The sequence below is a fragment of the Planktothrix pseudagardhii genome, assembly GCF_904830925.1.
GTDB classification, from domain to species: domain Bacteria; phylum Cyanobacteriota; class Cyanobacteriia; order Cyanobacteriales; family Microcoleaceae; genus Planktothrix; species Planktothrix tepida.
The window spans coordinates 4,043,242-4,068,303 of the sequence record NZ_LR882967.1 but is presented as its reverse complement, the minus strand read 5'-3'; the positions used below and the strand labels follow the sequence as shown (position 1 = coordinate 4,068,303).

The following is a 25,062-nucleotide window of genomic DNA, read 5'->3' as shown; positions in this document are numbered from 1 at the left end:
TTGTGACTCACCCTTGTAAAACTTCCCCCGAATTGGATGATCAAATATGAATTTAACTCCTGATAGTAAAGTGATCGTACAGGGTACAACGATCTCGCCTTCCTTAACCCAAGCGGTTGTACAAATGAAAACCTACGGGACTCAGATTGTCGCCTGTGTCAGTCCGGGTCAGGGAGGGCAGGAGTTAAGTGAAATTCCAGTTTTTGATTTAGTTGAACAAGCCATTGCCAGTGTCGGAGAAATCGATATTAGTGTGATTTTTGTTCATCCTTATCAAGTTTTAGATGCGGCATTAGAAGCAATGGCGGCGGGAATTCGTCAGTTAATTATTATTACTGAGGGAATGCCACCTTTAGATATGGTGCATTTAGTCCGCAAAGCGGAAGTTACAGAAACTTTAGTCATTGGCCCTAATTGTTCAGGGATTATTATTCCAGATCAATTATTATTAGGAACTCACCCCAGTGAATTTTATAAACCGGGAAATGTAGGATTATTAAGTCGAAGTAGTACCTTAACTTATGAAGTGGCGGCAGAATTAACCCAAGCGGGATTAGGTCAATCGGTGGCGGTGAGTATTGGAAGTGATTTTATTGTGGGTTCTTCTTTTTTACAATGGTTAGAAATTTTAGATGAAGATGAAAATACAGAGGTGATTGTTTTAGTGGGAGAAATGGGGGGAACTAGCGAAGAAGAAGCGGCTTCTTATATCGCTGAAGCTATTGATAAACCCGTTGTTGCTTATATTGCCGGGTTACACGCTCCAGCGACTAAACTTTTAGGTCATGCTAGTTTATTAATGACTTCAAAAGTTGTTAGTAATATGGTAGATGCAGGTACGGTTGAAAGTAAAATTGCGGCTTTTAAAACGGCAGAAGTTCTCGTTGCAGAACGTCCTTCGGAAATTCCTATTTTAGTTAAAAAAGCACTCAAAAGACGGAAAAAATAATGGGACAGGGAATAGGGAATTACGAATTACGAATTACGAATTACGAATGGGGAACAGGGAACAGGGAACAGGGAACAGGTTTCATGATCTAGTAGAGACGCGCCATGGCGCGTCTCTACAGGGGACTAAGGTTTAGAAACTAATAAAGTTGTTGATGCACTGCGACCAAATTCTTCAGGAGTATATTGTAATTTAGCTTCTGCACCGGGCCATAAATATTCTCCTGGGGTGACAGACCGAACTAAATAATGCAGTTGATAAATTCCCGGTTCCAAACGATCACTATAGGCAATAATTCGATCTTTGTAAATGGTTTGATAGTTAATTTGCCAACTACTTTTTTGAGCTTGTACTGCCAAATTAGTTGTTTTAAAACTAGCATCAATGGCTTCAAATCCAGCCGGAAGGGGATCAGTAATCATCACTTGATCAATGGGATGATCCGTAATAATATCTAACCCAATATCAAACACTTGTCCGGGTTGAACTTTCAAAAGCTGTTGAGGAGAGTTTAAATCAATTGTTTGTAAGACTTTATCCTCATTAGCCGGACGAATTGTTCGGGTAATTCTTAATCCATTTAATCGTCCCGGTTGATTTCCTTCTAAACGATATCGATAAGCAACCCAATAATTTAATAAACCCTGATTAGATTGTTGTAAAATTAAATCGTTTTTGCCTTTCGGTAATTCTGACATCGGTACATTCAAACGATAACTTGAATCTTTATACCCTTTAAATTGAGTTTCTCCTAAGATTTGATTACCAAGTTGAATGGCAACATTAAAATTAGGAGGTGTGGTTTCTGTATCTGCATAAGCAACTAAAGCTGTTAACGCTTGTGCATTATCATAACTACTTCCCCAAGTGCCATCTTGACGTAGATTCAATAAACTTTGTACCAGTTTATCAACGGTTTGAGATTGGGGATTTTGGGTGAGTGCTAAACGTAATCCTTGAGATTGAATAGTTGTCGGAGAATTTAACCAACGGTAGCCTTGGGGGAAATTGAGCGTCGCAGTTCTTCCGGTGATATAGATCTGTTTCTGCACTTGCTCAAAAAGACGATTATACTCTTCTTTCCATTGAGAGAATTGGAATAAATAGCGCACTAATTTAATTTGATTAACAGCATCAAATTCCTCAAAGTTTTGCAAGATAGTATCTAAGAAATCACTCCGTTTTTCTCCTAAGTTATCCAAAGCTATTAACGCATTTAAGCGAATTTCATTTTTACAAACTTCTTCGGTACAAAAGTCATATTTACCAGGGTTATCAACCCCTTGGATTAAATAGGTTTTGAGGGAATTAATCACCTGAGAATCAACAGCAAATCCCGCTTTTGTAGCTTGAGCTAAAGCTTCCCCCGTATAGGCAGAAAGAAGCGGATCGGAGAGTCTTGAACCCGGATAAGCTGCAATCCCACCATTTTCCTTCTGTAACGTCTTAATCTGAGCTAAAGCGGTTTTAGCGCGTTTAGATAACTGCAATTTGCTGAAATTTTGATTATATTTTTTACCCAGAATTTCCAAATTAGCAGCGATTAGCAATTCACTCACCGCAGGTTCCAGAAACGGCCATTCGTCTTGATTAAAAACTTGTTCAGCAGCAGCCGTTAATTGAGGAATTAAGGTACTCGCTAAATTAATTTCTAATCCTCCCACATCGGGAACAACTTTTTTACTAATATTCAGGGGAATGGTGATGGAATTCGTCGTGCGTCCTGACTCAATGACTTGTTCAATAACGTTAAACGGTTTAACTTCTAAAGGCACTTCAAACCCATCGAATTTGTTGTTAAATTCCGTTTTGAACTCAACTTTGGCGTTACCTGCTTGTTTGACTAAAATTGGAAAACGGTAAGCATTTGTTCCGGCTTCAGCTTTAGTTTTTAAAGTTTGTTGATTGGTATTTCCCGGCGAAAATTGAATCCCCCCATTAACGGTTCCCGTAATATTTAAGTTACCTTGTTCTTCCGTTAAATTAGTAATGGATAATCCGCCTAAAATGCGATCGCCAGGACGAGCAAATTGAGGTAAAATGGGATTAGAAATTAACGCTTGAGTGGTAATAAATGTGGTTTCCTCCGAACCAAATTTAAGATTTCCATCCGTTGCGACAACCATCACTCGCCAAGTCGTCAAATCATCAGGAACCTTGAAATTAACCGTTGCTTTTCCTTGATTATCCGTAACAATTGAACCGTTATAAAAAGCTAAAGGTTGAAATTCTTTGCGAATTCGAGGATTAGCAGTTGCAGTGGATAAACCGCCTCCATAACCCCAACCTTTTGCTAACGGAGAGGCGACTTGATTTAAAATAACCGCCGGACGATTATCACTAAATCGGGTGGAAATCGGTTGATCAGCATAGACTGTTTCGATTAAATTGGGGGGACGATAACCATTAAGTTGTAAAATCGAATCATTCACCACCATTACCGTCAATTGTCCGCGAACAGGTTGATTTTTTGCATCTGTTAAAGTTAGATTTAAGGTTTGTTCAGAACTGGGTTCTAGCTTGTTTTGTTGAGGATCAACTTGGACTTTGAGATATTGATCTTCGAGATTAATATTAAACGGTGTTAACCCAATTTTAGCTAAGTTTTCTAAGCTCCCCGGTTCAAGTTCAGAAATCGGTTTTCCTTGTCGCACTAATACCGCTTCAACTGCTGCATTCGGTAACATTTCAGGAGTCACTTGAAACTTGATTTCAGGTGCACTTCCTTTGACTTTCATCACCGTTTCATACAAAGGTTTATCGCGGACGACGGCAAAATATAATTCTCCTTCAGGATAGGGAGATTGAATTAAAGCCGTTGCAGTTTCTCCAGGTTTATAGGTGGTTTTATTGAGTTTAATTTCTAAACGGTTCTCGTCTACTCCTCCCCAGTTCACGAATTCATTTCCTGTTACCCAAATTTGTAAATCTGTGGCTGTAATTTCATCATTAGTGTCCGTAAAATTCGCCCGAATTCGATAGGAACCAGACTCAGAGGGGGTTAAAGAAACCGTTTTTTCTTTAGCACCGGACGTTACCTCAATTTGATCAACTGTTTGATATTGGATTTGATTTTTATCCGTTTGTGCGCCTTCAACAACCCGTGTAACGCGGCTATAATCCATTTTTTGCAATTGCAAATTTACCCCAATATTTTCTAAGGGTTTTCCTTGATCATCTGTGACAATTATATCAATGGGTAAGGCTTTACCTGCTTCTCCAATAAAGGGAGTTTTTAACCCAATTAAACGATGACTCGGAAGGGCAATAAACGATTGAGAATTGGCAACGGATAAATTAGAAATATCCGTTACTTCTACATCAACGCGATAGGTCATAGGATAGGGTAAATCCTTAGCAACGGTAACGGTTTTACTTCCCAAACCTTGGTCATCTAAGGCTTGATTTTCTTGCAATACACTATCAGAAACATTCGGTTTTTCTTCCGGCCAAAACCATTGACGACCAAAGGAATAATTATCCCATCCTTTCGGACTAAAATCCGTTGCTGTCCGGGTGACATAATATTGAGCTAAACCCTCCGCAACGGGAGAACCAAACAAATATTCACTCTTAGCATTCGCCGTAATTGTTTCTCCAATTTGAGCAAATTTTTGAGTTAAATTTAGGTCTACTTTAAAATTAGGGGGTTTAAATTCAGCGACACGGAAATTCCCTAAAATTTCTACCCCATTTTGATTTTTTGCTCGAACAATATAATTTCCTAAAGGTTGATTTTCTGTTAAGGGTAATTCTACAGAAAATGTTGCAAATTCGTTGGTTTTATACTCTCCTAACGTTTGGGTTTGCTTTTTAGGATTTTCTAAGGTCACGGTATAACTTTCATTTTTATTGGGTTTTAAAATTCCCTGTTCTAAGGAGTAAGCGATACCTGTTAAGGCAATTTTTTCTCCCGGTTTATAAAGTTGACGGTCGGAAAAAATTACTCCCCGTGATAAAATTTGTTGGTCTTCCCAATTGGCATAAATTCCATAACCGTAAGCTCCACTATCGGAAAAAGTTCGAGTAAATGCCCAATCTTTGCCTTCTTTAGCAATGACTAATAACGCCGGAGCTTTAGCAAATCGTTTCCCCTTCATACATTGCTGTAACTGTTGAGAATTTAACACTAACATTCCCTGTTCATCAGTCATTCCCGTTGCACAAACTTTGGGCTGAGGATAGGATTTTGCCTCCAGTTGAGAGGGATAAATATCCACTGATACCTTCTCAGCAACGGAACCATTATCTAAGTGATGAACTCGGACTAATCCTGATTCGGGAAACCATTGAGCAAAGACTCCTAAGTTAGTTAACTGTACCAGTCCATAAAATTGAGGTTCACTCCATTTTTGTTGACCTTCTCGTTGATATTGAGTCGTTTTTGCGCTTACTCCATAAGCTAACATTCCTGTATTTCCGCCTAATTTTTCTCGTAAATTAATGGAAGTTTCTTGAATTTTATTTTTTGGGGTAGAAGCCTCAAACGTTGCCCATTTTTCTACGGGAACTAATAAATTTTTACCCTCAGTTCTGGGGTAAGCACTATCGGTATAAACTAAATCTGTCGGTTGAACAACATTATAACTCGCTTGATATTGAGATTCAGGTAAATTTAACGTGGAAATATTGAGTTGTAAATTTTGTTGAGAGGGAAAAATATTGAGTCCTGAAGGGACAAAAATATCGGGGGTTAAATCTCCGGTTTTATGAGTAATCGTAACAGGTTTGCCTAATTTCTGATTAAATTGATCTTCAAGTTCTCCCCCTATGGTAATTGTATAATTGGTTTGCGGTTCTAAAGCCCAAGGATTAAGGGTTATACTGTCATTATTATCATAGGCTTGGATTAATTTAATATTGGCTTTAGGTGCAGGTTTAAGGGTTATATTTTTAAGGGCTGATTCTGCAATAATTCCATTATTAAATCGTAGTTGGGGGTTTCCGGTTACAAACCTTCCAAATGTTCCTTCTATGCTGGCTTTACCGGGAAGTTCTAAACTGATAAATTTTAAGGTATCATAGGTTTTAACTAAGCTAGAAATCTCAACTTGAGTCTCTAAATTTCCTTGCGCTGGACGTAACCCCGGTGTGATTTTAAATTGATATTGGGTAGCAGTTTGTAAGGGTTGTTTAGGCGTAACACTATATTCTATAGTTTGAACAGCCGGATTAAATTTAACATCGGGTTCAACTGGGGTTTTATTGTCTTCTGGTTCGGCGAGTTTAACCTCAACTGGAATCACTTGATTGGTTTTTTGTGAAATCAGTTGTAAATGTTGTTTTAAAGAGTTTAAATCTAATTCTACGTTAGAATTAAATTTAAGTTGGGGATTTAATCTTAACGGGTTTTCTGGAGAGCCGGGTTGTTCTTTCGTTCCGGGTAAATTCGATAATTTGATCGGTTCGGTGGCAAATGTCCAGGCGATATCTTGGTCTAATTGATGTTGGTTTAAATCGGCTAATCCTTTTTTCAGAGTGACTTGTAACCGAGTGGCTAAAGGTAAGGCTTGATCAGCTTGAAATCCGACCATTTTCGGGGTTAAAAATCGAAATTCTCCGGGTATTTTAGGGGTAATTTCAAAGTTGTTTAAAAGTTGTTTTTGTCGGGAACTGTCTAAATTTTCAACCGGAATTAAAGGATCTTTAAAAATAACATGAATTTGGCTTAATTCTGGACTATCCCCTAACGGATTAATAGTTTCAATCCAGTTAGGAAGTTGGGGTTTGGGTAAATCAGCCACCATCGGAATCACTTCGCTAACGGGAGCATGACTAATGATGCGACATCCCACCAGAGTTAAGATAAATAGAAAAACGAAGATAAACCGCCGCCGAATTAGGCGAAATTGGGTAAAATTTCTCATCGTCTTTAATAGGTGATACTTTCCTTTGTAATAACAGATATTTCAAGTAAAATTCCAGAAAATTCCAGAAGATTTAATTTTAGTTTCTGTTTGGGGTTCAGGGGTGCAAAGTGACCGGATTATGAATTAAAAATGTTACAAAAGTTAACATAAATTAGAGATGAGTTTGTTAGTTGAAGGTGTTTCTTTTAAAAATATTATGCTATAATATCTTAATAAAATTTTATAATTTTATTTACAAAATTCCTATGGAAACCAATATTCTAACTTTACCCCCCATTTTAACATTAAAACTCGATTTAACTCAGGAACAATTTTGGCAACTGTGTCAAGAAAATCATGATTTGCAATTTGAACGCACGGCGACAGGAGAGTTAATTATTATGCCACCAACGGGAGGAAATACGGGGAAACGAAATGTTAAACTCATCACTCAATTGGATTTATGGAATTCTAAAACCCATTTAGGTGAAGTGTTTGACTCAAATACGGGTTTTACCCTCCCCAATGGTGCTGACCGTTCTCCTGATGCGTCTTGGGTAAGTCGAGAACGTTGGGAAGCGTTAACTCCTGAACAACAGGAGAAATTTATCCCCTTATGTCCTGATTTTGTGGTGGAGTTAATGTCTCCCAGTGACCGTTTAGAAAAAACTCGTCAAAAAATGCAAGAATATCAAGAAAATGGGGCAAAATTAGGATGGTTAATTAATCGGAAACAGCAACAAATTGAAATCTATCGCTTGAATCAAGGCGTGGAAATTTTAGATTATCCAAACGAAATTTCAGGAGAGGATATTTTACCCGGTTTTGTGTTAGATTTAACTACAATTTGGTAAGTTGTGCTTACCTATCACCGCAACACTGAAGACCAGGGAGAGGAACTCCGTACTTGGTACTCCGCACTCGGCAACCCTTAACACTATTCAGAAACGTCAATCAATGATATCCTATGTCTATTAGAATTTTCTGTTTAAGCTAAGGTAGGGCAATTATGCAAGTTAATGATCTGGGTTTTGTAGCCAGCCTTTTGTTTGTGCTAGTTCCGGCTGTTTTCCTGTTGATTCTGTATATTCAAACCCAAAGCCGCGAAGGAAAACAAGGTTAATTTAGGTTTTCGTGAATTTGGGTTGAATTTTCATTCAAAAAAGCGCCCTCAGACTATTGCTGTGGCGCTTTTTTCTAACTAGGATTGATTCAGAATAAATTATGCGCTGGTTGTCCGGGTTAATAACACAGGACAACTCGCATAAACTCGAACATAATCTGATAGCGAAGCTCCTAACAATCGGTCTAAGTCGATGAAGCTCTTCGCTACGTTGGGGCGACGGTCTGGGGAACCCAACATCAATAAATCAGCGTTTACTTCTTCAGCAACACGACATAATTCCGGGCCAGGTTTACCAATCCCACTCACACAACGGTAACTAATTCCCATGCGTTTTGCTTCTTCAATAGCAGGGGCTAAAATCGGGTCTCTTTCGGCATTCATACTGAAATCTTCGCTCGATTTCCCCGATAAATCTTTATTAATATGGACTAAAATCAGTTGAGCACCTGGAAGATCTTTAGTAAAGGAAATCGCCAACTGCAAACACTGTTTAGAGGATTCAGAAGCGTCCACCGCTACCATGATTTTGCGGAGTTTTTTGACATAAGTATCGTCCTTAACTAATAGCATCGGACGACTGGTTAATTGAAACACATATTGACTAACGGAGTTTTCCAGGATGGCTTGAATGCGCCCCAAACCCCGTGAACCCATAATAATTAAATCCGCATCTTCCTCATCAGCCACTTGACAGACAATATCTTTAGGGTCACCTTGTTTACGTTGAGAAGTAATTTGTTTGGAGTCAAGGTGAATTGATTTAACAGCCTCCTCCAGAATTTTTTCCCCCTCCTCTAGCTTTTCTGACATTGTATCTGAACTGACTTGAGGGGGAACAACGTGCAGAACCGTGACAGATGCTTTTTGGAAGGAGGGGATATCCAACAGCATATTCAGCATTTCTTCGCACAATCCCCGACCTGCAACAGCAACTAGAATTTTCTTTATCATCTGTATTTCCTTGGATTAAAATAAATGATTTGTCAGTGGTCAGATTAACTCCGACTCGGATTAAAAAGGTTCTATACCTAGAATAAACCTGACTGTTGACAGATAATTTGTAGAAATGTTGCGTTCTCAATCTATTTGTAACGTGTTTGAAACAAATCCTTTCCCTCAGTCTGGGCCCTCAACGGATACCGTTTCCGAAAAGCCTTGGTTTGACTATATTGTGCGAGTTTTTCCCCACCATACCGACTATGGCGGGATTGTTTGGCATGGAACTTATCTGTCTTGGTTGGAAGAAGCACGGGTAGAACGGTTACGTTTGACCGGATTGGAGTATCATACCTTAGTAGAAATCGGGTGCGAATTGCCGGTTGTGTATCTCAATATTCGTTATCATCAACCCGTGAAAATGGGCATGGAGATTGTTGTTAAAAGTCGAATCCTACCAACAAAAGGCGTGCGATTGCCCTGGGAATATCGGATTGAATCTTTAGATGGTCAATACCTTTATCTTACGGCTCAAGTAACTTTAGTTCCCATAGACCGACAAACCGGAAAAATTATGCGTTGTCTACCTCCCGTGTTACAAGCGTCTTTAGCTCAATTGCTGGATTAACTCAAGCTATAATTTAGTCAAGAGATTGAACTCTCGTTTTTTGATCCCCAAAACCTAATCCAATCCTACCTTTGAAATCCCTCTTTTCTCAACTATCAAGCCCTTTCTCTTCCCCTGTTTAACTCTACAAGAGCGGATCACTCCTATTCTGCATGATAACCCGGTATTTTGAAATGGATCTACCCTCCCATCGATTTATTAGTTATTTTGATGCTCCAGAAGCTCAACAACTCTGTGATCTCGCCGTTGTTGAACAATTTACAGACCAATCTATTATTTTTGAAGAAGGGGAAGACCCTAGTTTTTTATACTTAGTTTTAGAAGGTCAAGTTGAGTTTAAAAAACAAGCTTCCTTCAATCAATATCAAACCGTTGCTGTTGCTAAAGCTAATGACTTTTTTGGAGAATTTGGGGTTTTAGATGGACAACCTCGCAGTGCTAGAGCAATGGCGGCTGGAAAAATCAAATTAGCCAAAATTTCCCGACCTCACTTGATGGAAATTTTAAGCAATGCTAAGGGTAAAGTTATTCTAAATTTATTTAGTTATATTATTCACCATTTGCGAGTGACCACTAATCAATATGTTAATCAGTTGGTTCGGAAAGAAAAAATGGAATTAGTCGGGGAAATGGTAAATACTATTTTGCATGACTTTAGAAGTCCTTTTACCGGAATTCAGTTATCCAGTGCCATGTTGAAGGAAATGCACCCCGATGAAGAAACGGAAGAATGGTGTGATTTAATTTCGATGCAAATTCAACGAATGTTAGGCATGGCGGAGGAAGTTTTAGAATTTGCCAAAGGCAGCACGGTATTGTATCGTCGCCCCGTTTATGTTGCTAAAATGTTGGAACATTTTGAGAAATTAAATCGAGTCTATTTTCAATCCACTCAAGTTGGGTTTTCTGTGAAGGCGGATGATGATTGTGTTATTTATGTTGATGAAAATAAATTGATTCGAGTCTTTCAAAATTTAGTGGGGAATGCGGTAGAAGCCTTTGAAAAACCAGGGGGAAAAATTGTAATCACCACCTCAAAAACTCCAGGCTGGGTTACAATTGCCATTGCGGATAATGGCCCTGGAATTCCTGAAGCGATTCGAGAGCATTTATTTGATGCTTTTGTCACCTATGGAAAACGCAGTGGGACGGGATTAGGCACAGCAATTGCTAAATCAATTATTGATGCTCATGGCGGTAAAATCGAGTTTAAATCGATTCCTCACGAAGGCACGACCTTTTATATTCTATTGCCAGAAACCCAACCCGAAGAAATGCTAGAAGAAGTTGCTGAAGAAGTCAAATTAAATTAAAATTATAGTAGGGAACAGGGAACAGGGAACAGGGAACAGAGAGGAAAAGAGTTCTCTGCACACGGTTTTGGCATCAGTCTATGTTCTAACTGCCTTGGCAACTGCTATACGCTTTAACCCTGAGATCAAGATCGGAACTGTAGGGAAAGAATAAACTCGATCTCTACAGCATTTTAACGTTAAACTTAACTGTTTTTCCTTTGAATTTAATTCGTGTACTCCCCCAAGATGTTGTTTATTTAATTGCGGCTAGTGAAGTTATTGATTCCTTAGCCGCTGTGGTTCGAGAATTAGTTGAAAATGCCTTAGATGCCCACGCAACTCGGATTACAATCTCCGTATGGCCGGAATTGTGGCGGGTACAAGTGGCGGATAATGGGTTAGGAATGGATTTAGCCAATTTAAAACAAGCTGCCACCGCCCATAGTACCAGTAAAATTAATACTATTACTGATTTATTTCAAATTAAAAGTTTAGGATTTCGCGGGGAAGCCTTACATAGTTTAGCGCAATTATCAAATTTAGAAATTATTAGTCGTCCGAGTTCTCCTTCTATTTCGAGTCCGGGTTGGCGAGTTCATTATAATCAGCAAGGAGAAGCGATTAAAACCGAAACTATTGCGGTTGCATCGGGAACCGTTGTTACTGTTTCTAATTTATTTGAAAATTGGCAAACTCGTCGCCAATCTTTGCCGTCTTCTGCTCAACAATTGCGGGGGATTCAGTTAATAATTCAGCAAATTGCCTTATGTCATCCCCAGGTCACTTGGCAACTTCGTCAAGGTAATACTCCTTGGTTTCAAATTAGTCCGGGAGTCAATGCTCAACAAATTTTACCCCAAATTATTAAAAATATTCGTTTGAATGATTTATATTATTTGAAAATTCCCCAAAATTCTGATAATATTAATGAAGAAACTATTGAATTAATATTAGGATTACCCGACCGATGCCATCGTCGTAAACCCGATTGGGTGAAGGTTGCTATTAATGGCCGGATGGTGCGATCGCCTGAATTAGAACAAACCTTATTAACGGCCTTGGCGCGAACTTGTCCCCGTGATCGCTATCCCATTTGTTTTGTTCATGTCCACCTTTCTCCCAATCAAATAGACTGGAATCGTAACCCGGATAAAAGTGAAATTTATCTTCAAAACTTAAACGTATTACAAGGACAAATTAGTCAAGGAATTGATCAAGCCTTACGGTTAAATTTTGATCGAATTTCTTTGCCTCAAAATCGAATTGATCAGTTAATCAAAGTTTCAGAAGAAAAGGGAAAGTATCAAATTAATTCTTCGATAAACTCTAATTTAGAAGAATCTGCAATTTCCTCTCATAATGAATTAGGGATGATCGAAATTAAAGCGATCGCCCAAGTTCTGAATACTTATATTATTGCAGAACATTCTAGCGGATTATGGTTAATTGAACAACATATTGCCCATGAACGGGTTTTATATGAACAAATTTGTGATCAATGGCGATTAGTTCCTCTCGAACCTGGTATTATTTTACAATCTCTCTCAACAGCCCAATTAGAACAAATGCAGCGTTTAGGATTAGAAATTGATTTGTTTGGCGAGGAGGTTTGGGTGGTTAGAAATGCACCGGAATTATTAGCAAAACGCAGTGATTGTTCAGAAGCTTTATTAGAATTAAGTTTAGGCGGAGATTTACAAGCCGCCCAAGTCGCAACAGCCTGTCGCAGTGCGATTAAAAATGGCACATCTCTGAGTTTAACCCAAATGCAAACTTTATTAGATCAATGGATCAAAACTCGAAACCCCCGCACTTGTCCCCATGGTCGCCCGATTGTTTTACAATTAGAAGAATCCTCCCTATCCTGGTTTTTCCGTCGTCATTGGGTGATTGGAAAAAGTCATGGAATTTAATAATAAGGGAACAGGGAACAGGGAACAGGAAATCATCAAATAAATGTATAAATAATTATGTCTCGGTACTTATAAGGCAATGATCAATGGGGAATAGAAAAAAGTGATTGTCTAATATTTTAGGGTTTAACATTAGAAGTCAAAAAAAGTTTAAAGGCTAATAGAGAGTAACTTATAATTGCAGACTTTCTGATTTTTGTTATACAATAAAAATAATCCTATTTTATTAATTTCCAATGGTAAATCCTATCTTAGATCAAATCTTACAACTCGCCACTCCAAAAGCAGATGCTGTTGAGGTTTATTATCTGTCGAGTCAGAATACTCCTATTGAGTTTGAAAATAATCGCCTCAAGTCCCTACAAACAAAAGCAAGACAAGGAGTAGCATTACGACTCATTCACCAAGGTAAATTAGGATTTGCTAGTTCAACGGATTTAACCCGTTTAGAAGATTTAGTCGAAGCCGCCTTACAAACCTCAGAAATTGGAGCCCCGGCTGATTTTGAATTTGCGGCGGATCTCCATTTATCTTCCCCGACTTCTTCCTTTATTCCTCCCACCACTCAAGAATTAGTTGAAATTGGGAAAAACTTGATTGAACAGGTACTTAATTATAATCCTGAAATCTTAGTGAGTGTGGGATTTAATATTTCTCGTCAACAAATCCAAATTGCCACAAATCAAGATGTTTATGCCGAACGTTCTAGTCAGTTATTCAGTGCTTCCTTATCGGGAAATTTAGTTAGAGGAGAAGACTTTTTAGAAATTGGCTGTTATGATGTTGCCAGCGATCGCCCTTTACAAACTGACCGCTTACTCCAAGACTTAATCCAAAAATATCGCCTAGCCGAACAAAAAGCCACAATTCAAAGTGGAACTTTCCCCATCTTTTTTACCCCACAAGCCGTTGCGAGAATATTTGGGGGATTATTTAGAACAATTTTATCCGGTCAAACCATTGTTCAAAAATCTTCCCCCTTAGTTGATAAAGTCGGAGAAACTTTATTTGATTCTCGTTTAAGTTTATATGAAGACCCCAATTTCGGCCCCTCCGCCTGTTCTTTTGACGATGAAGGAACTCCAACCACCGCCAAACGATTCATTGATCACGGAACAATAAATCAATTTTACTGGGATCGACAATGGGGAAGTAAGTATCAAATTTCATCCACCGGAAATGGATTTCGCGGGGGGTTATCTCGTCCTAGTCCGTCCTTAGTTAATTTATGTCTTGAACCCGGAAAAACCTCAACCGAAGACTTAATTGCTAGTATTGATCAAGGTTTAATTGTAGATCAAGTTTTAGGGGCAGGTCAATCCAATCAACTCGCCGGAGAATTTTCCGTTAACCTCGATTTAGGCTATAAAGTTGAACAAGGTAAAATTGTCGGTCGGGTGAAAAATACAATGGTAGCGGGGAATATTTTTGAAGCCTTTAAACAGTTAGTGGATTTAGGAAATCAACCGGAATGGGTGGGAAGTAGTTCCTATGTTCCGAGTTTATTATTTGAACAGTTAGGAGTTGCAGCTAAACATTAAAAAAGCCGCCAATTTAATAAAAAATAAATTCCTTGTTCCTGTAACGTGCGATCGCCAGACTCTGTTTGAATTAAGGGAATTCCCCAGTCAATTCGTGCGGTCAAGCGATCGCTATATTTCCACCTTAATCCTAACCCGACGGACAATAATGTGCGATCGGGTAACTCCAATTCTCCCGGTGCATTCCAAGCTTGACCAAAATCTATAAAGGGGGTGAGTTGTAAGACTCCCTCACCATTTTTGGTGCGAACTAGGGGATAACGCAATTCTGCGGAAGCAAAAATCACATTATCCCGTAACAACACATCCTGACGATAGCCGCGCACACTTTCCATCCCTCCCAGTCCCATTTGTTCTAAAGGAAGTAATTCTTGGTTTGTCAGTTGCACATCAGACCGCAATAAAAACACAGTATCAGGTGCTAACAACCGCACCCACTGCACCTGACCTCGCCAAGCAAAATATTGACTATCCGGTTGATCTGAACTCAACGTTGCATCCAAGAGTCCGACCCCAAAACTCAATTGCGATCGCACCGCAAACACCTGTTTTGGCCCTTGATAGGTATATTCTTGAGAAAAGCGAAAAATCGAAAGTCGCGTTTTCCCGTCCTCCTCTGCACCCCTGGACAAAGGAAAACCCACCCCTAAAATGCTGGTATCACTTTCCCGACGACCAAAGGTTAACCCTAATGCGAATTCTTCCGTTGGGGTTTGAATAATGGGTTGACGAATGCGGAATTCATAATTAACACTATTAGCTTTAATATCTAAATCGTTAAACGGAGGTTCCACAATGCGACTATTAGTATAGTTAAAATAAAAACTTAATGTCGTATTGCGAGAGGTAACAGGAAAGGTATACAACGTATCGACAATATTACTCCCTTGAGTATTACTATAGGACAACTCTAAGCGATCGCCTTGTCCTAATAAATTCCCTTCACTGACTTCAATTCCCCGTTCCCATGATCCGACCGTCGGAGAGCGATTATTATCGGTAAATAAATTAACATTAAAGGTGTTTGCCGTTTCAAACGTAACATTCAGAATACTTTCGCCTGGATTAATTCCGGTTGCTAATTCCGCCGAAATCCTTTCCACAACCGGATCAAGTTGCAGTAATTGTAAAGCTTGTAAAAGGTGTTTTTGATTAAAGGGTTTACGAGTTACTAATTCCAACCGACTTTTAACATAGTTAGGATTTAATCGCCCTTTTCCTTGAATATTAATTGCGGTAATTCTTCCTTCTAAAACGGTAAGGGTCACGGTTCCATTAGTTAAGGTTTGGGGCTGAATTAATGCACCGGACGTAATATAACCCTGAGAAATATAAAAATTTGTCACCGCAGAACGCGCCTGCAATAACTCGGTAAAGGTAATGGGATGACCCACAAAGGGTTTAGTGATTTCCGCTAATTGTTGATCACTAAAAACCGTATTTCCTTCAAATTCAAACCGTTCAATTGTAATGGTATTCAAACTCTCAGGAATTTGTTCTGAGGGGATTGGGGTAGGAACTGACGGAGAAAGCAAGGGTTCTAATGGAGGGGAAGGAGAAGGAAGTTGAGGTTCTAGGGGTGAGGGTTGAGGGGGAATTGGGATAATTGATCCGTCGTGGGGTAAAGATTCAGGACGTTGATCTATTAGAGGAGAACTCACCTGAGCTAAGGCAGAATTGATCTGTAAAAATAGGATAAAAAATGGAGAATAGGCAGGAAAAAAACGAAGTTTAATATTAAGTTTTAAAGAATTAAAACCCAGGTTTTTAATATTAAAAAAATGTAAAAAATGAGGCATAAAAAATATAGAAATCTGGTTTTACTAGAGTCTTAGGAGTTAAGGAATCCAGAAATTGAAAATAGTCCAGAGCATGAATATTTCATCAACCTCCAGAGCCTTTATTCTTCTATTGATTTCTTTCTTCAAGTCAGCCAATCTAAATCCTGATTATTAGCCATTTTAACTTTTGCAACAAATTGATATCAAGATTAGAGATCTTGGGTCTAAAGTGTCTCCTTCTTCTTTTATAATTAAAAATTAGGCTACTCCTGAACAGCAATTGAGTCAAATTTTTACAATGACGGTTTATCAAGTCCGCTTAATTAACGAAGCTCAAGGTTTAGATTGCACCATTCCGGTTCCTGATGATCAGTATATTCTCGATATTGCAAAAGACAATGGTATTCGTCTACCATCAGGATGTGAGCAAGGAGATTGTTCAGTTTGTGTTGCTAAACTCCTAAACGGTCAAGTTGATCAAAGTGAACAAAAATTTCTCCGGCCTGCGGAAATCGCGATGGGGTATACTGTAACCTGTGTTGCTTATCCTCGTTCAGATTGTACCCTCTATACCCATCAAGAACAAGTTTTATATCAATCCTCTCTTTATCATCAACCCAATTCAGATTGATATTTATCCCTTGATTCATCTAAACTCGCCGTCAAAACTTAACTTTTTATTCTTAATATGGATCGTTTTTTATACGAAAAATCTATTTCTTATCAAGGGTATTTAATTATTCCCTTCGTTCGAGTAACGGTGAGTGATAAAAAGATTTATTCTTATATGTTATTATCCCAATGGGGACATAAAGGAAAATTTCACAAATCTGAAAATCCGGCTGATCTCTATTGTAGTCAACTGGAAAAAATTATCGAAATTGCTCAAGATCATTTAGATCACTATTCGGATATTGTTCCTAAAGAAGATTATTTTCACTGTCGATATACCTATCAAAATGATTTAATTGTAATTTATCAAGAAGCGGAAAAATACTTTTACGATCATTACAAACCTTATAGTTTAAATAATATTGCAGCCCCTAAACTTTTCCTTTCACAACAAGATTGTATTAATTGGGTCAAAGCCGGATTAGATCGTTCTGGGACAGTCACCGAGCCATAAAAAACTCTTGTACATTAACTATGGAACCAATTCGGTTGTGCGGGGCGTGTTATGCTGAATCTCCTTGTCATAAGCTGCGTAGCAGCTTGATTTAATAAACGGCATTTCCCTTGTTTTTAATTTTACGATGCCAATTGATGATTAGCTTTCCTTCATTAATAATTTATGTAACAAGTCTTCTAGCTGCTCTACTTTCTTTGTAATATTCTCCTGACTTGAGAGCCGCTCAACTTAATTCCTGTTGCTTGCTCTAAATATGTTGCTAATCTATTTCCTGTCCATCTCCCAAATTCATATCCATATTCTGATGGCTCTTTTTCTACTACTTCTACTAACATTTCTTCATATTCAGCAGTGGCTTTCCGAAAGTTTCCTTGGCTTCTCCCATCTATAAAACTCTCCATTTTATCTGGATCTCCATGAACGGCCCAGTACGCTACTGTCGGATAGGAAATCTCTAAAAAATTGGCTATCTCTTGATACGTTTTTCCCTCATTCATTAATAATAAAATTAATATTCTTTCTCTAATTTGAGCATTTTTATTCTCTTTCATTTCTTTAAGTAATTTTCTTTTTTGCTCTTTAGACAGATGATTTTTGGCTGGCATTGGGGGTTATATTCCTAAAAACACTTAATCTTCTATTATACAATCAAGCTGCGTAGCAGCTTATTCGCTCTACATCTAGCTAATTTGGGGCTCGTTTGGGCATTTCTATATAAAAGTTATGGGTGAGTTACTCATTTTACTCTTAAGCTAGATATAGATTGAGTAATTTTTGAGTAACTCAGTGGTAGAATCTCTCTTGCGTAAGGCTGAAGTCACGATGTAAGCCTTGTCAGCAAGTGCTTAGAGTGAACGAAAGAACAGAAGCCCGTGACGAGGATTGAACTCGTGACTTCCTCCTTACCAAGGAGGTACTCTACCACTGAGTTACACGGGCAAAAAAAATTAAGAAGTAAGAACTAAGATTTGGAAGTTCCTAATCTCTAAGGTTTAATTTTAGAGGTGGGCCGAGCTGGATTTGAACCAGCGTAGGCGTAGCCAGCGGATTTACAGTCCGCCCCCATTAACCGCTCGGGCATCGACCCATTTATTCAACAATTTTATATAGTAGCACAATCTCAGGAAATGTCTAGGGGTTTGGAAAACTTTTTTTCCATTAGGAGGAAGGAGGCTCAAAATACTGACGATTTGGGAGTCGGCGGGATTGTTCTGAAGTTCGGTTTGGGCGGGAGGGATTGCGGGGACGTTGGGTACGACTCGGAAAATCGCTCTCATCGTAAATTTCCCCGACTAACTCCTCTAAAATATCTTCTAACGTGATTAACCCAACGGTTCCCCCATATTCATCAACCACAATCGCCAGGTGGAGGCGCTGTTGTAGCATTTCCTTGAGTAAATCCCCGACTCGTTTCGTTTCGGGAACGTAAACCGGCGGGCTCATAGCTTCGGTGACAGAAATAGTGTTGCGTTCCTCCTCGTGGGTATGAGCTAATTGTAACGCCCGTTTTAAATGAACAATTCCCACAATTTCATCTTTGGATTCTCCTTGAACTGGAATTCGAGAATATCCGGTTTCTAAACATAACTCAATCACTTCGGGTAAAGTGGCTTGGTTGGAAATTGTTCGCATCTCAATTCGCGGTTTAACGACTTCTCGCGCCATTAAATAATCCATCATCAACGCTTTATTCAACAGTTGATGTTTTTGCCAATCTAACTGACCCCGACCCCCTAAAATTTCAATCATCAGTCGTAGGTCTTGCACCGATAACCCCTGCTGGACTCCACCGGGGCTAAACAGGCGAATAATGCTTTGACGTGAGTTCGATGGAGTGCGATCGCGACAAAACAGACGACTATTGGACAGGCGATCGCGATAAAACAGACGACTATTGGACAGGCGATCGCGATAAAACAGACGACTATTGGACAGGCGATCGCGATAAAACAGACGACTATTGGACAGGCGATCGCGATAAAGCAGACGGCTATTTGGCAGGCGATCGCGATAAAACAGACGGCTATTTGGCAGATGATCTAATCAGTAAGCGTGGGAAAATAGAGATGTAACCAGCAAATATTAGACAATTAGGGAGGCTTTTATGGATCACAGAGCATCACACTTAGACATGACAGAAGTTTTTTGTGACGTGGATGACTTTTGTCAAGTATTTGAACCCTTATTGGCACAAATGTTGTTACCAGAAGTGGTGGGTCAAAGCCGACCCAAAACCCGCTTGACTTTAAGTGAAATAATGACAATATTGATCGGATTTCATGGTTCACGTTACCGAACATTTAAAGACTTTTACCGATTACAAGTAATGGCATATTGGTCGAAAGCTATGCCTAACTTAGTCAGTTATAATCGTTTTGTTGAGTTAATGTCTTATGCTTTATTAGCACTATGTTGTTACTTTGAGTATTGTTGTAAAGGCGAGGTAACTGGAACAAGTTTTATCGATTCAACCGCCTTAAAAGTCTGTCATAAAAATCGAGCAAATAGCCATAAAGTCTTTGCTGGACTAGCGGAATGGGGGAAAAGTTCAATGGGCTTTTATTTTGGATTTAAGTTACATTTAATCATCAACGACTATGGGGAAATTTTAAATTTTCAAGTCACACCTGCCAATGTTGATGACCGAAAAGTAGTCCCAGAATTAACAGAAGGAATTGTGGGGAAAATTTTTGGAGACAAGGGATATATTTCGGAAAAATTATTTAGGCAATTACATGAAAAAGGTTTACAACTGATAACTAGGCTGAAGAAAAACATGAAAAATAAATTAATGTTGTGGTCAGATAAAATGAAATTAAGAAAAAGAGGTATAATAGAATCAGTGAACGATCAACTGAAAAACTTATGCCAAATTGAACATACAAGACATCGAAGTGTAGCTAATTTTATGGTGAATTTAGTAGCCGGAATGATAGCTTATACTTATCAACCAGAAAAGCCATCATTGTATGACATTGAACAACCCGTTTATCATTTTGAATAAATTTAAATTTCCCGCGCCTTAAATAAACATTAAAACTGACAAGCAAATTTCGATCAAGCCTTAGCACTTACAGCTTGGGGCTTCGCTGTGAGCGTCAGCCGGACGGTGTAGCGATCGAACTCCGTCGAACTCACGTTGCTTTGAGTAATCGTTTCTAATAGAACAATAACCGGAGACAGGATAATAGATAACAGGTAAATCGGGCGAACTACAGCTTTAAAAATCGGTAAAATGTTGTTAATGGCAAAGGATTTGGGAGTAATTTCTCCAAAAATTAGGACTAAGAAAGTAACAACAGCCGTTGCAATTCCTATTCCCGCATTTCCTAGCCAAATTGCAAATAAATTACTGGTGAGAATGGCAGAGAAATTATTCACCAAGTTGTTTCCCACTAACAACGTTGTAATAAATCTTGCCCGTTTTTCTAAAACCAAGGTATACATTCCATTGGGGTCACCTTGTTCTTTAATTAAAGCTCGCAGTTTTAAATTATCGAGGGCGGTGATAGCCGTTTCGGAACCGGAGAAAAAGGCAGAGAGAACCAGCATGAAGGTCAGAACCAGAATATCTAGCCCAACATTTCCCAGTAAAGGCATCGCTTCCGCAAGGGCCAACAAGAATTCAGACGGAAAAGTTGTAAACACAACAGGATAAAGTTATCTAAAAAAACTGTTTTGATTGTAGAGCATTGTCATTGTAGTCAGCCAATTTTGAAAAGGAATCTATGCAAGAAAGGACTCCTGATTTTCAGGAAGTCCTCTGAATACAATGGGTTAAGTTTTATTTTGGCAGTAGCCTTAAATCACGGTATCGTCAGGAATCACCGCATTTTTAAGAACAACAACAATTCCACTGCGGATATAAAATCCTAAATCTTCCCGTTCTGCTTCTTGGATATTATCTTTGTTGATAATTTTAACATTGCGACCAATGCGGGCATTTTTATCAACAATTGCCTTACGAATTAAGGTATTAGAACCAATCCCTAATGGAACTCCACCTTCTTGTAAACCCGATTGACGTTCTGAAAACGGTTGATAAAAGTCTGAACCCATAAGCAGGGTATCTTCAATCACACATCCAGCTTCCACACGGGAACGTAAGCCCAAAACAGAATGATCAATCCGACATTCTTTGAGAATACAACCCTCAGCAACAATAGATTCAGTAATGTGACAATCTAAGATTTTCGTGGGGGGTAAATAACGAGAACGGGTATAAATCGGGGATTTTTCGTCGTAAAAACTAAAGGAAGGTTGAGGTTGTTGGGTTAAACCAATATTGGCATTATAAAATGCTTCAATGGTTCCAATATCTTCCCAATAGTCTTTAAATAAAAAGGCTTGAACATTATGATCGCCGGAGGCGCTGGGAATAATTTCTTTACCAAAATCTGTCTGTTCAGGATTGTCTGTTAACAGCTTAATCAAGACATCTTTGTTAAAGACATAAATCCCCATCGAAGCAATATAAGGATTTTCTTTCGCTTGTTCAGGAGATAAACCCAACATGGAGGTATCGACCTGCATTTGTTTGAGAGCGTCTCCTTTTGGTTTTTCACTGAAACTGACCACTCGCCCTGAGTCATCCAGTTTCATTAACCCAAAATCAGAAGCTCGTTTTTCATCAATGGGTAATACTGAAAGGGTAATATCCGCATTAGTATCTAAATGACGTTGGACAAATTGTCGATAGTCCATGCGGTAAAGATGATCACCGGATAAAATCAGATATTGGTCAACGTCCCATTCTTGAAACAACCACAAATACTGACGCACCGCATCTGCTGTACCCTGGAACCAATTGGGGTTTTGGGTGGTCTGTTGGGCGGCTAACACTTCTGTAAAGCTATCATCAAAGCCAGAGAAGTTGTAAGCACGAGCAATATGACGGTTTAAAGATGCTGAGTTAAACTGGGTTAAAACGTAGATTTTGAGGATTTCGGAGTTAATACAGTTACTAATGGGGATGTCGATTAACCGATATTTACCCGCAATGGGCACCGCAGGTTTGGCCCGCATTTTGGTTAAAGGATACAGGCGGCTACCCGCACCGCCACCGAGAATGATTGCTAAAACTCGTTTCACAAAAAATTACCTCTCAACTGCCAATAGTCTTCCCAAGTCCAGTGTCCGACTGTACGGTACTCTTGACAAGGGGGGAGAAGCAAAACCTGTCTTAAGTTTGGGTTAGGGGGAAGTTAACAGGAAGGGATAACAATGGCCAAGGAATTGTTCAAGAAGAATTGAATTTTAAGGGTTGAATCGTTTCTACTTGCATTGTTGTTGATAATTCTTTATATTTTTTTGCTGGATTAATGGGGAACGGTTTTGAATAATTAAGGTTATACCAGAATAAACAGAATCAATTTTGATTCAGAACAGAGGATTTATGATGCACCCATATTGGCATAAGGTTTCTCAGGCGATTAAAGTGGCTGTGGTTGGCGTTTCTTTACCGTTATTGTTGTCGAGTGCTGGGTTAGCGCAACAGAATGTTAAGCAAGAAGCTATTCAGGTTGATCCGAGAATTAAAGAGCCGATTGAGATGTTGATGGATGATAATATTGATAATGATCAAGAAGCTATTAGCCAATTAAGCAAAATTCCTGATGTTGTTAATACTTTAATTCAAGAATTAGAAAATAATAACAATCCTGAAGTTATTGCCTCTGTACTCCAAGCCTTATCAGAAATTGCACAAACTACTAAAATTCTGCCTCAACAAACTGATTATATTACTAATTTAATCATTGATCATAAGTTGCTCAGTCACCCTGATCAGTTAGTGCGTGTTTATGCTATTGATGTTTTGAGCAAGATTGCACCGCCAGAGAAAATACAGAAGACACTTAAAATTTTATTAAATACCCTGAAAGATAATAACAAAGGTGTTCGTTATCGCGCTGCTGGTGCTATCTATTTTCTACTTCGTAAAATTGATTCTTCAGATTTACAACAGGCTCTAGTAGACGTGAGATCAGTTGCATTAACTAAAAGCAATGATTGGCAAGTACGACTAGGTGCTGCTTATGCTCTTGCAAGTAGTGGTCGAGACGTTAAAACCGCAATTACCACCTTTAAACAATTATTAGACCAACAAGATCAAGAAATAACACAAGAGGTAATTACGTCATTGCGTTATGCAGGAGATGAATTATCAATAAAATCATCTAACTTAACAAAAGAAGAAAAGTCCAATGCTAAAGAAGGTTTGGAAGATGCTTTAGATTATTTGAATCAAAACTATAGTAGTGAAGATCAACAATCAAGATCAAATATCACCCAAGCCAAAGAATCTTTAAATTATGCCATCAATAATATTGATAATATACCCGACTCAGTAGAACCTAAAATTATACTGGATTGGATAGTCAGTAAACCTCAAGAATCCGTGCCAATATTAATCATTATATCTTGGCTATATTTTGTTTTAATGTCTCTGTGGTTACGTCCTTTGTGGCTGTTAAGGTGTAATGATATTCTACAGCGCTATACCGATATTCCCTTACCAAATTTTCTAGGAAATCTCAAAATTTCAGATTTATTAAGGTTGCTTTTATTTCGGTCTTGTTACCACCCCAGGGTACTAGACGCATGGGTTAAAGATAATTTAGGTAAAGCTCGTAAAGAATTTGACAAAAAAACAACGGTTAAAGAGCGTAGTATTTATGTTCCCATCCCAGTCATTTTAGATGGTATTGATATAGCGGAATTGACAGCGAAGGAATTGCAAGCTAAATTTAGTGAACAACAAGAATGTCTTTTAATTTGGGGTGAAGGGGGTTCAGGAAAAACAAGTCTTGCCTGTCAAATTGCACGCTGGGCTATGTCAGATGTTCCTGAAAAACGGCTGTGTAAACATCGGATGCTGCCAATATTAGTTGAACAGGAACTAGATGTTAAAGTTGCTGAAGGAAAACAGGTTTTTCTTGAGGTTATCCGAGGTTTATTGAAAAATTTAGTCGATGCTCAGAAGCCGGTTTCTGAAGAATTTTTAGAACAACTTCTGATTCAACAACGTTTACTGGTAATTGTGGATCACTTCTCAGAAATGAGTTCACCAACCCGCGAACAAATTCGTCCTGAATTACCCGGATTTCCTGTTAATGCTTTGATTGTAACATCACGGATGGAGGAATCATTAGGTGGAGTGAATAAAACGATACTTCAACCGATGCGAGTTGAGCGAGATCGCCTATTACCTTTTATGCAGGCTTATATTACTCAACGGGGAAAACACGATATCTTTAAAGATCAAGAATTAGTTAATGCCCGTGATCGACTGTTGATGATTGCCGATAAAAGAGATGTTACAGTGCTGTTAGCTAAACTTTTTATTGAACAGATTATTTCAGTTAAAACGGGAGGAAATATTGATAAGTTTCCTCAAAATATCCCTGATTTAATCTTAGAATACTTAAATCGAATTAATGGGAATATATCAGGTGATCATCCAGAAAACTCTAAGATTCATCAGGATGTTAAAATTATTGCTTGGGAATGTCTAAAACAAACGTATCGACCGACAACAGCGTTAAAAGAGACTGTTGTTAAAGCGTTAGGGAGTGATGATGCAGAAGTGCGTCTCAAATATTTAGAAAATCGTCTCTGCATCATCCAAACTATTCCTCCTAGTTACACTGAAATTCGCTTTGTGCTTGATCCTTTAGCTGAGTACCTAGCGGCTATGTCCGTTGTAGAACATTGCGGTAATAATGAGCAGTTATGGCATGAATTTTTTGCTCAAGCCGATATACAACAAGGTACGCCGGAAATGATTAAAGGATTGCTATTAGCAGTGCTAGATTGTTGTTTAGCTAACGATAAAGCTGCAAAAATCCCTGAGTTTGTATTATTAGAACTTGATACGAGAACAAGTTCAGGCTCCAACTCAAAGATTTAAGTTTTT

The 25,062-nt window shown here is 38.6% G+C and carries 17 protein-coding genes, 2 tRNA genes and 2 pseudogenes; 12 read left to right on the top strand and 9 right to left on the bottom strand.

Annotated elements, in window-relative coordinates:
* Positions 1-46: 46 nt before the first annotated feature.
* Positions 47-949, top strand: a complete 903-nt coding sequence (locus tag NMK36_RS17290) for a succinate--CoA ligase subunit alpha (RefSeq protein ID WP_254174254.1) — start codon at positions 47-49, stop codon at positions 947-949.
* Between the two features lie 125 nt (positions 950-1,074).
* Here the strand turns inward: NMK36_RS17290 and NMK36_RS17285 are convergent, their stop codons facing one another.
* On the bottom strand, positions 1,075-6,816 hold the full coding sequence (locus NMK36_RS17285; protein ID WP_254174253.1) for an MG2 domain-containing protein: 5,742 nt from the start codon (positions 6,814-6,816) through the stop codon (positions 1,075-1,077).
* Positions 6,817-7,064: 248 nt separating this feature from the next.
* Here NMK36_RS17285 and NMK36_RS17280 point away from each other — a divergent pair, with 248 nt between their 5' ends.
* The gene (locus tag NMK36_RS17280) at positions 7,065-7,652 is read left to right on the top strand and encodes a Uma2 family endonuclease (protein WP_254174252.1); all 588 of its coding nucleotides are present in this window, start codon (positions 7,065-7,067) and stop codon (positions 7,650-7,652) included.
* A gap of 155 nt (positions 7,653-7,807) precedes the next feature.
* Entirely contained in the window at positions 7,808-7,921 is a 114-nt protein-coding gene (gene psbM / locus NMK36_RS17275) for a photosystem II reaction center protein PsbM (protein ID WP_193870927.1), read from the top strand.
* 99 nt (positions 7,922-8,020) lie between these two features.
* Here the strand turns inward: psbM and NMK36_RS17270 are convergent, their stop codons facing one another.
* Complete coding sequence (locus tag NMK36_RS17270) at positions 8,021-8,875, bottom strand: universal stress protein (RefSeq protein ID WP_254174251.1); 855 nt, start codon at positions 8,873-8,875, stop codon at positions 8,021-8,023.
* Positions 8,876-8,990: 115 nt separating this feature from the next.
* On the opposite strand from NMK36_RS17270, the gene NMK36_RS17265 reads away from it, so the two are divergent.
* From NMK36_RS17265 to NMK36_RS17250, 4 genes are all read left to right on the top strand, one after another.
* Entirely contained in the window at positions 8,991-9,488 is a 498-nt protein-coding gene (locus NMK36_RS17265; protein ID WP_254174250.1) for an acyl-CoA thioesterase, read from the top strand.
* 173 nt (positions 9,489-9,661) lie between these two features.
* Entirely contained in the window at positions 9,662-10,801 is a 1,140-nt protein-coding gene (locus NMK36_RS17260; RefSeq protein WP_254174249.1) for an ATP-binding protein, read from the top strand.
* A gap of 200 nt (positions 10,802-11,001) precedes the next feature.
* Positions 11,002-12,696 carry a DNA mismatch repair endonuclease MutL gene (gene mutL, locus NMK36_RS17255; RefSeq protein WP_254174248.1) on the top strand — a complete coding sequence of 565 codons (1,695 nt, stop codon included), beginning with the start codon at positions 11,002-11,004 and terminating at the stop codon, positions 12,694-12,696.
* Positions 12,697-12,932: 236 nt separating this feature from the next.
* Positions 12,933-14,237 (top strand): TldD/PmbA family protein, encoded by a 1,305-nt coding sequence (locus NMK36_RS17250; protein ID WP_254174247.1) that lies wholly within the window; start codon positions 12,933-12,935, stop codon positions 14,235-14,237.
* Here NMK36_RS17250 and NMK36_RS17245 read toward each other — a convergent pair.
* A complete protein-coding gene (locus NMK36_RS17245) occupies positions 14,234-16,036 on the bottom strand; it encodes a ShlB/FhaC/HecB family hemolysin secretion/activation protein (RefSeq protein WP_254174246.1) in 1,803 nt (600 codons plus the stop codon). The genes NMK36_RS17250 and NMK36_RS17245 overlap by 4 nt on opposite strands.
* Before the next feature lie 280 nt (positions 16,037-16,316).
* Between NMK36_RS17245 and NMK36_RS17240 the strand changes: the two genes are divergently transcribed.
* Together NMK36_RS17240 and NMK36_RS17235 are read left to right on the top strand one after the other, a co-directional pair.
* On the top strand, positions 16,317-16,649 hold the full coding sequence (locus NMK36_RS17240) for a 2Fe-2S iron-sulfur cluster-binding protein (RefSeq protein ID WP_254174245.1): 333 nt from the start codon (positions 16,317-16,319) through the stop codon (positions 16,647-16,649).
* A gap of 57 nt (positions 16,650-16,706) precedes the next feature.
* The gene (locus NMK36_RS17235) at positions 16,707-17,144 is read left to right on the top strand and encodes a hypothetical protein (protein WP_072719520.1); all 438 of its coding nucleotides are present in this window, start codon (positions 16,707-16,709) and stop codon (positions 17,142-17,144) included.
* 188 nt (positions 17,145-17,332) lie between these two features.
* On the opposite strand, the gene NMK36_RS17230 is transcribed toward NMK36_RS17235, so the two are convergent.
* From NMK36_RS17230 to NMK36_RS17215, 4 genes and pseudogenes are all read right to left on the bottom strand, one after another.
* Positions 17,333-17,752, bottom strand: a complete 420-nt coding sequence (locus tag NMK36_RS17230; protein ID WP_245824252.1) for a helix-turn-helix domain-containing protein — start codon at positions 17,750-17,752, stop codon at positions 17,333-17,335.
* A gap of 262 nt (positions 17,753-18,014) precedes the next feature.
* Positions 18,015-18,086, bottom strand: a tRNA-Thr gene (locus tag NMK36_RS17225).
* Between the two features lie 66 nt (positions 18,087-18,152).
* Positions 18,153-18,234: transfer RNA gene (locus tag NMK36_RS17220), tRNA-Tyr, on the bottom strand.
* Positions 18,235-18,305: 71 nt separating this feature from the next.
* A pseudogene (locus tag NMK36_RS17215) lies at positions 18,306-18,965 on the bottom strand (CBS domain-containing protein); the annotation flags it as partial.
* 11 nt (positions 18,966-18,976) lie between these two features.
* Between NMK36_RS17215 and NMK36_RS17210 the strand changes: the two are divergent.
* Positions 18,977-19,219, top strand: coding sequence for a hypothetical protein (locus NMK36_RS17210; RefSeq protein WP_254172700.1), 243 nt, complete (start codon positions 18,977-18,979; stop codon positions 19,217-19,219).
* Positions 19,220-19,251: 32 nt separating this feature from the next.
* On the top strand, positions 19,252-20,151 hold the full coding sequence (locus NMK36_RS17205) for an IS982 family transposase (protein ID WP_254172701.1): 900 nt from the start codon (positions 19,252-19,254) through the stop codon (positions 20,149-20,151).
* Between the two features lie 137 nt (positions 20,152-20,288).
* On the opposite strand, the pseudogene NMK36_RS17200 reads toward NMK36_RS17205, so the two are convergent.
* Both NMK36_RS17200 and NMK36_RS17195 read right to left on the bottom strand, forming a co-directional pair.
* Positions 20,289-20,747 (bottom strand): annotated as a pseudogene (locus tag NMK36_RS17200) (CNNM domain-containing protein); the annotation flags it as partial.
* A 201-nt stretch (positions 20,748-20,948) separates the two neighbouring features.
* On the bottom strand, positions 20,949-22,238 hold the full coding sequence (locus NMK36_RS17195) for a glucose-1-phosphate adenylyltransferase (RefSeq protein WP_072719519.1): 1,290 nt from the start codon (positions 22,236-22,238) through the stop codon (positions 20,949-20,951).
* A 304-nt stretch (positions 22,239-22,542) separates the two neighbouring features.
* Here NMK36_RS17195 and NMK36_RS17190 point away from each other — a divergent pair, with 304 nt between their 5' ends.
* Positions 22,543-25,056, top strand: a complete 2,514-nt coding sequence (locus NMK36_RS17190; RefSeq protein WP_254174244.1) for an NACHT domain-containing protein — start codon at positions 22,543-22,545, stop codon at positions 25,054-25,056.
* Positions 25,057-25,062: the final 6 nt, after the last annotated feature.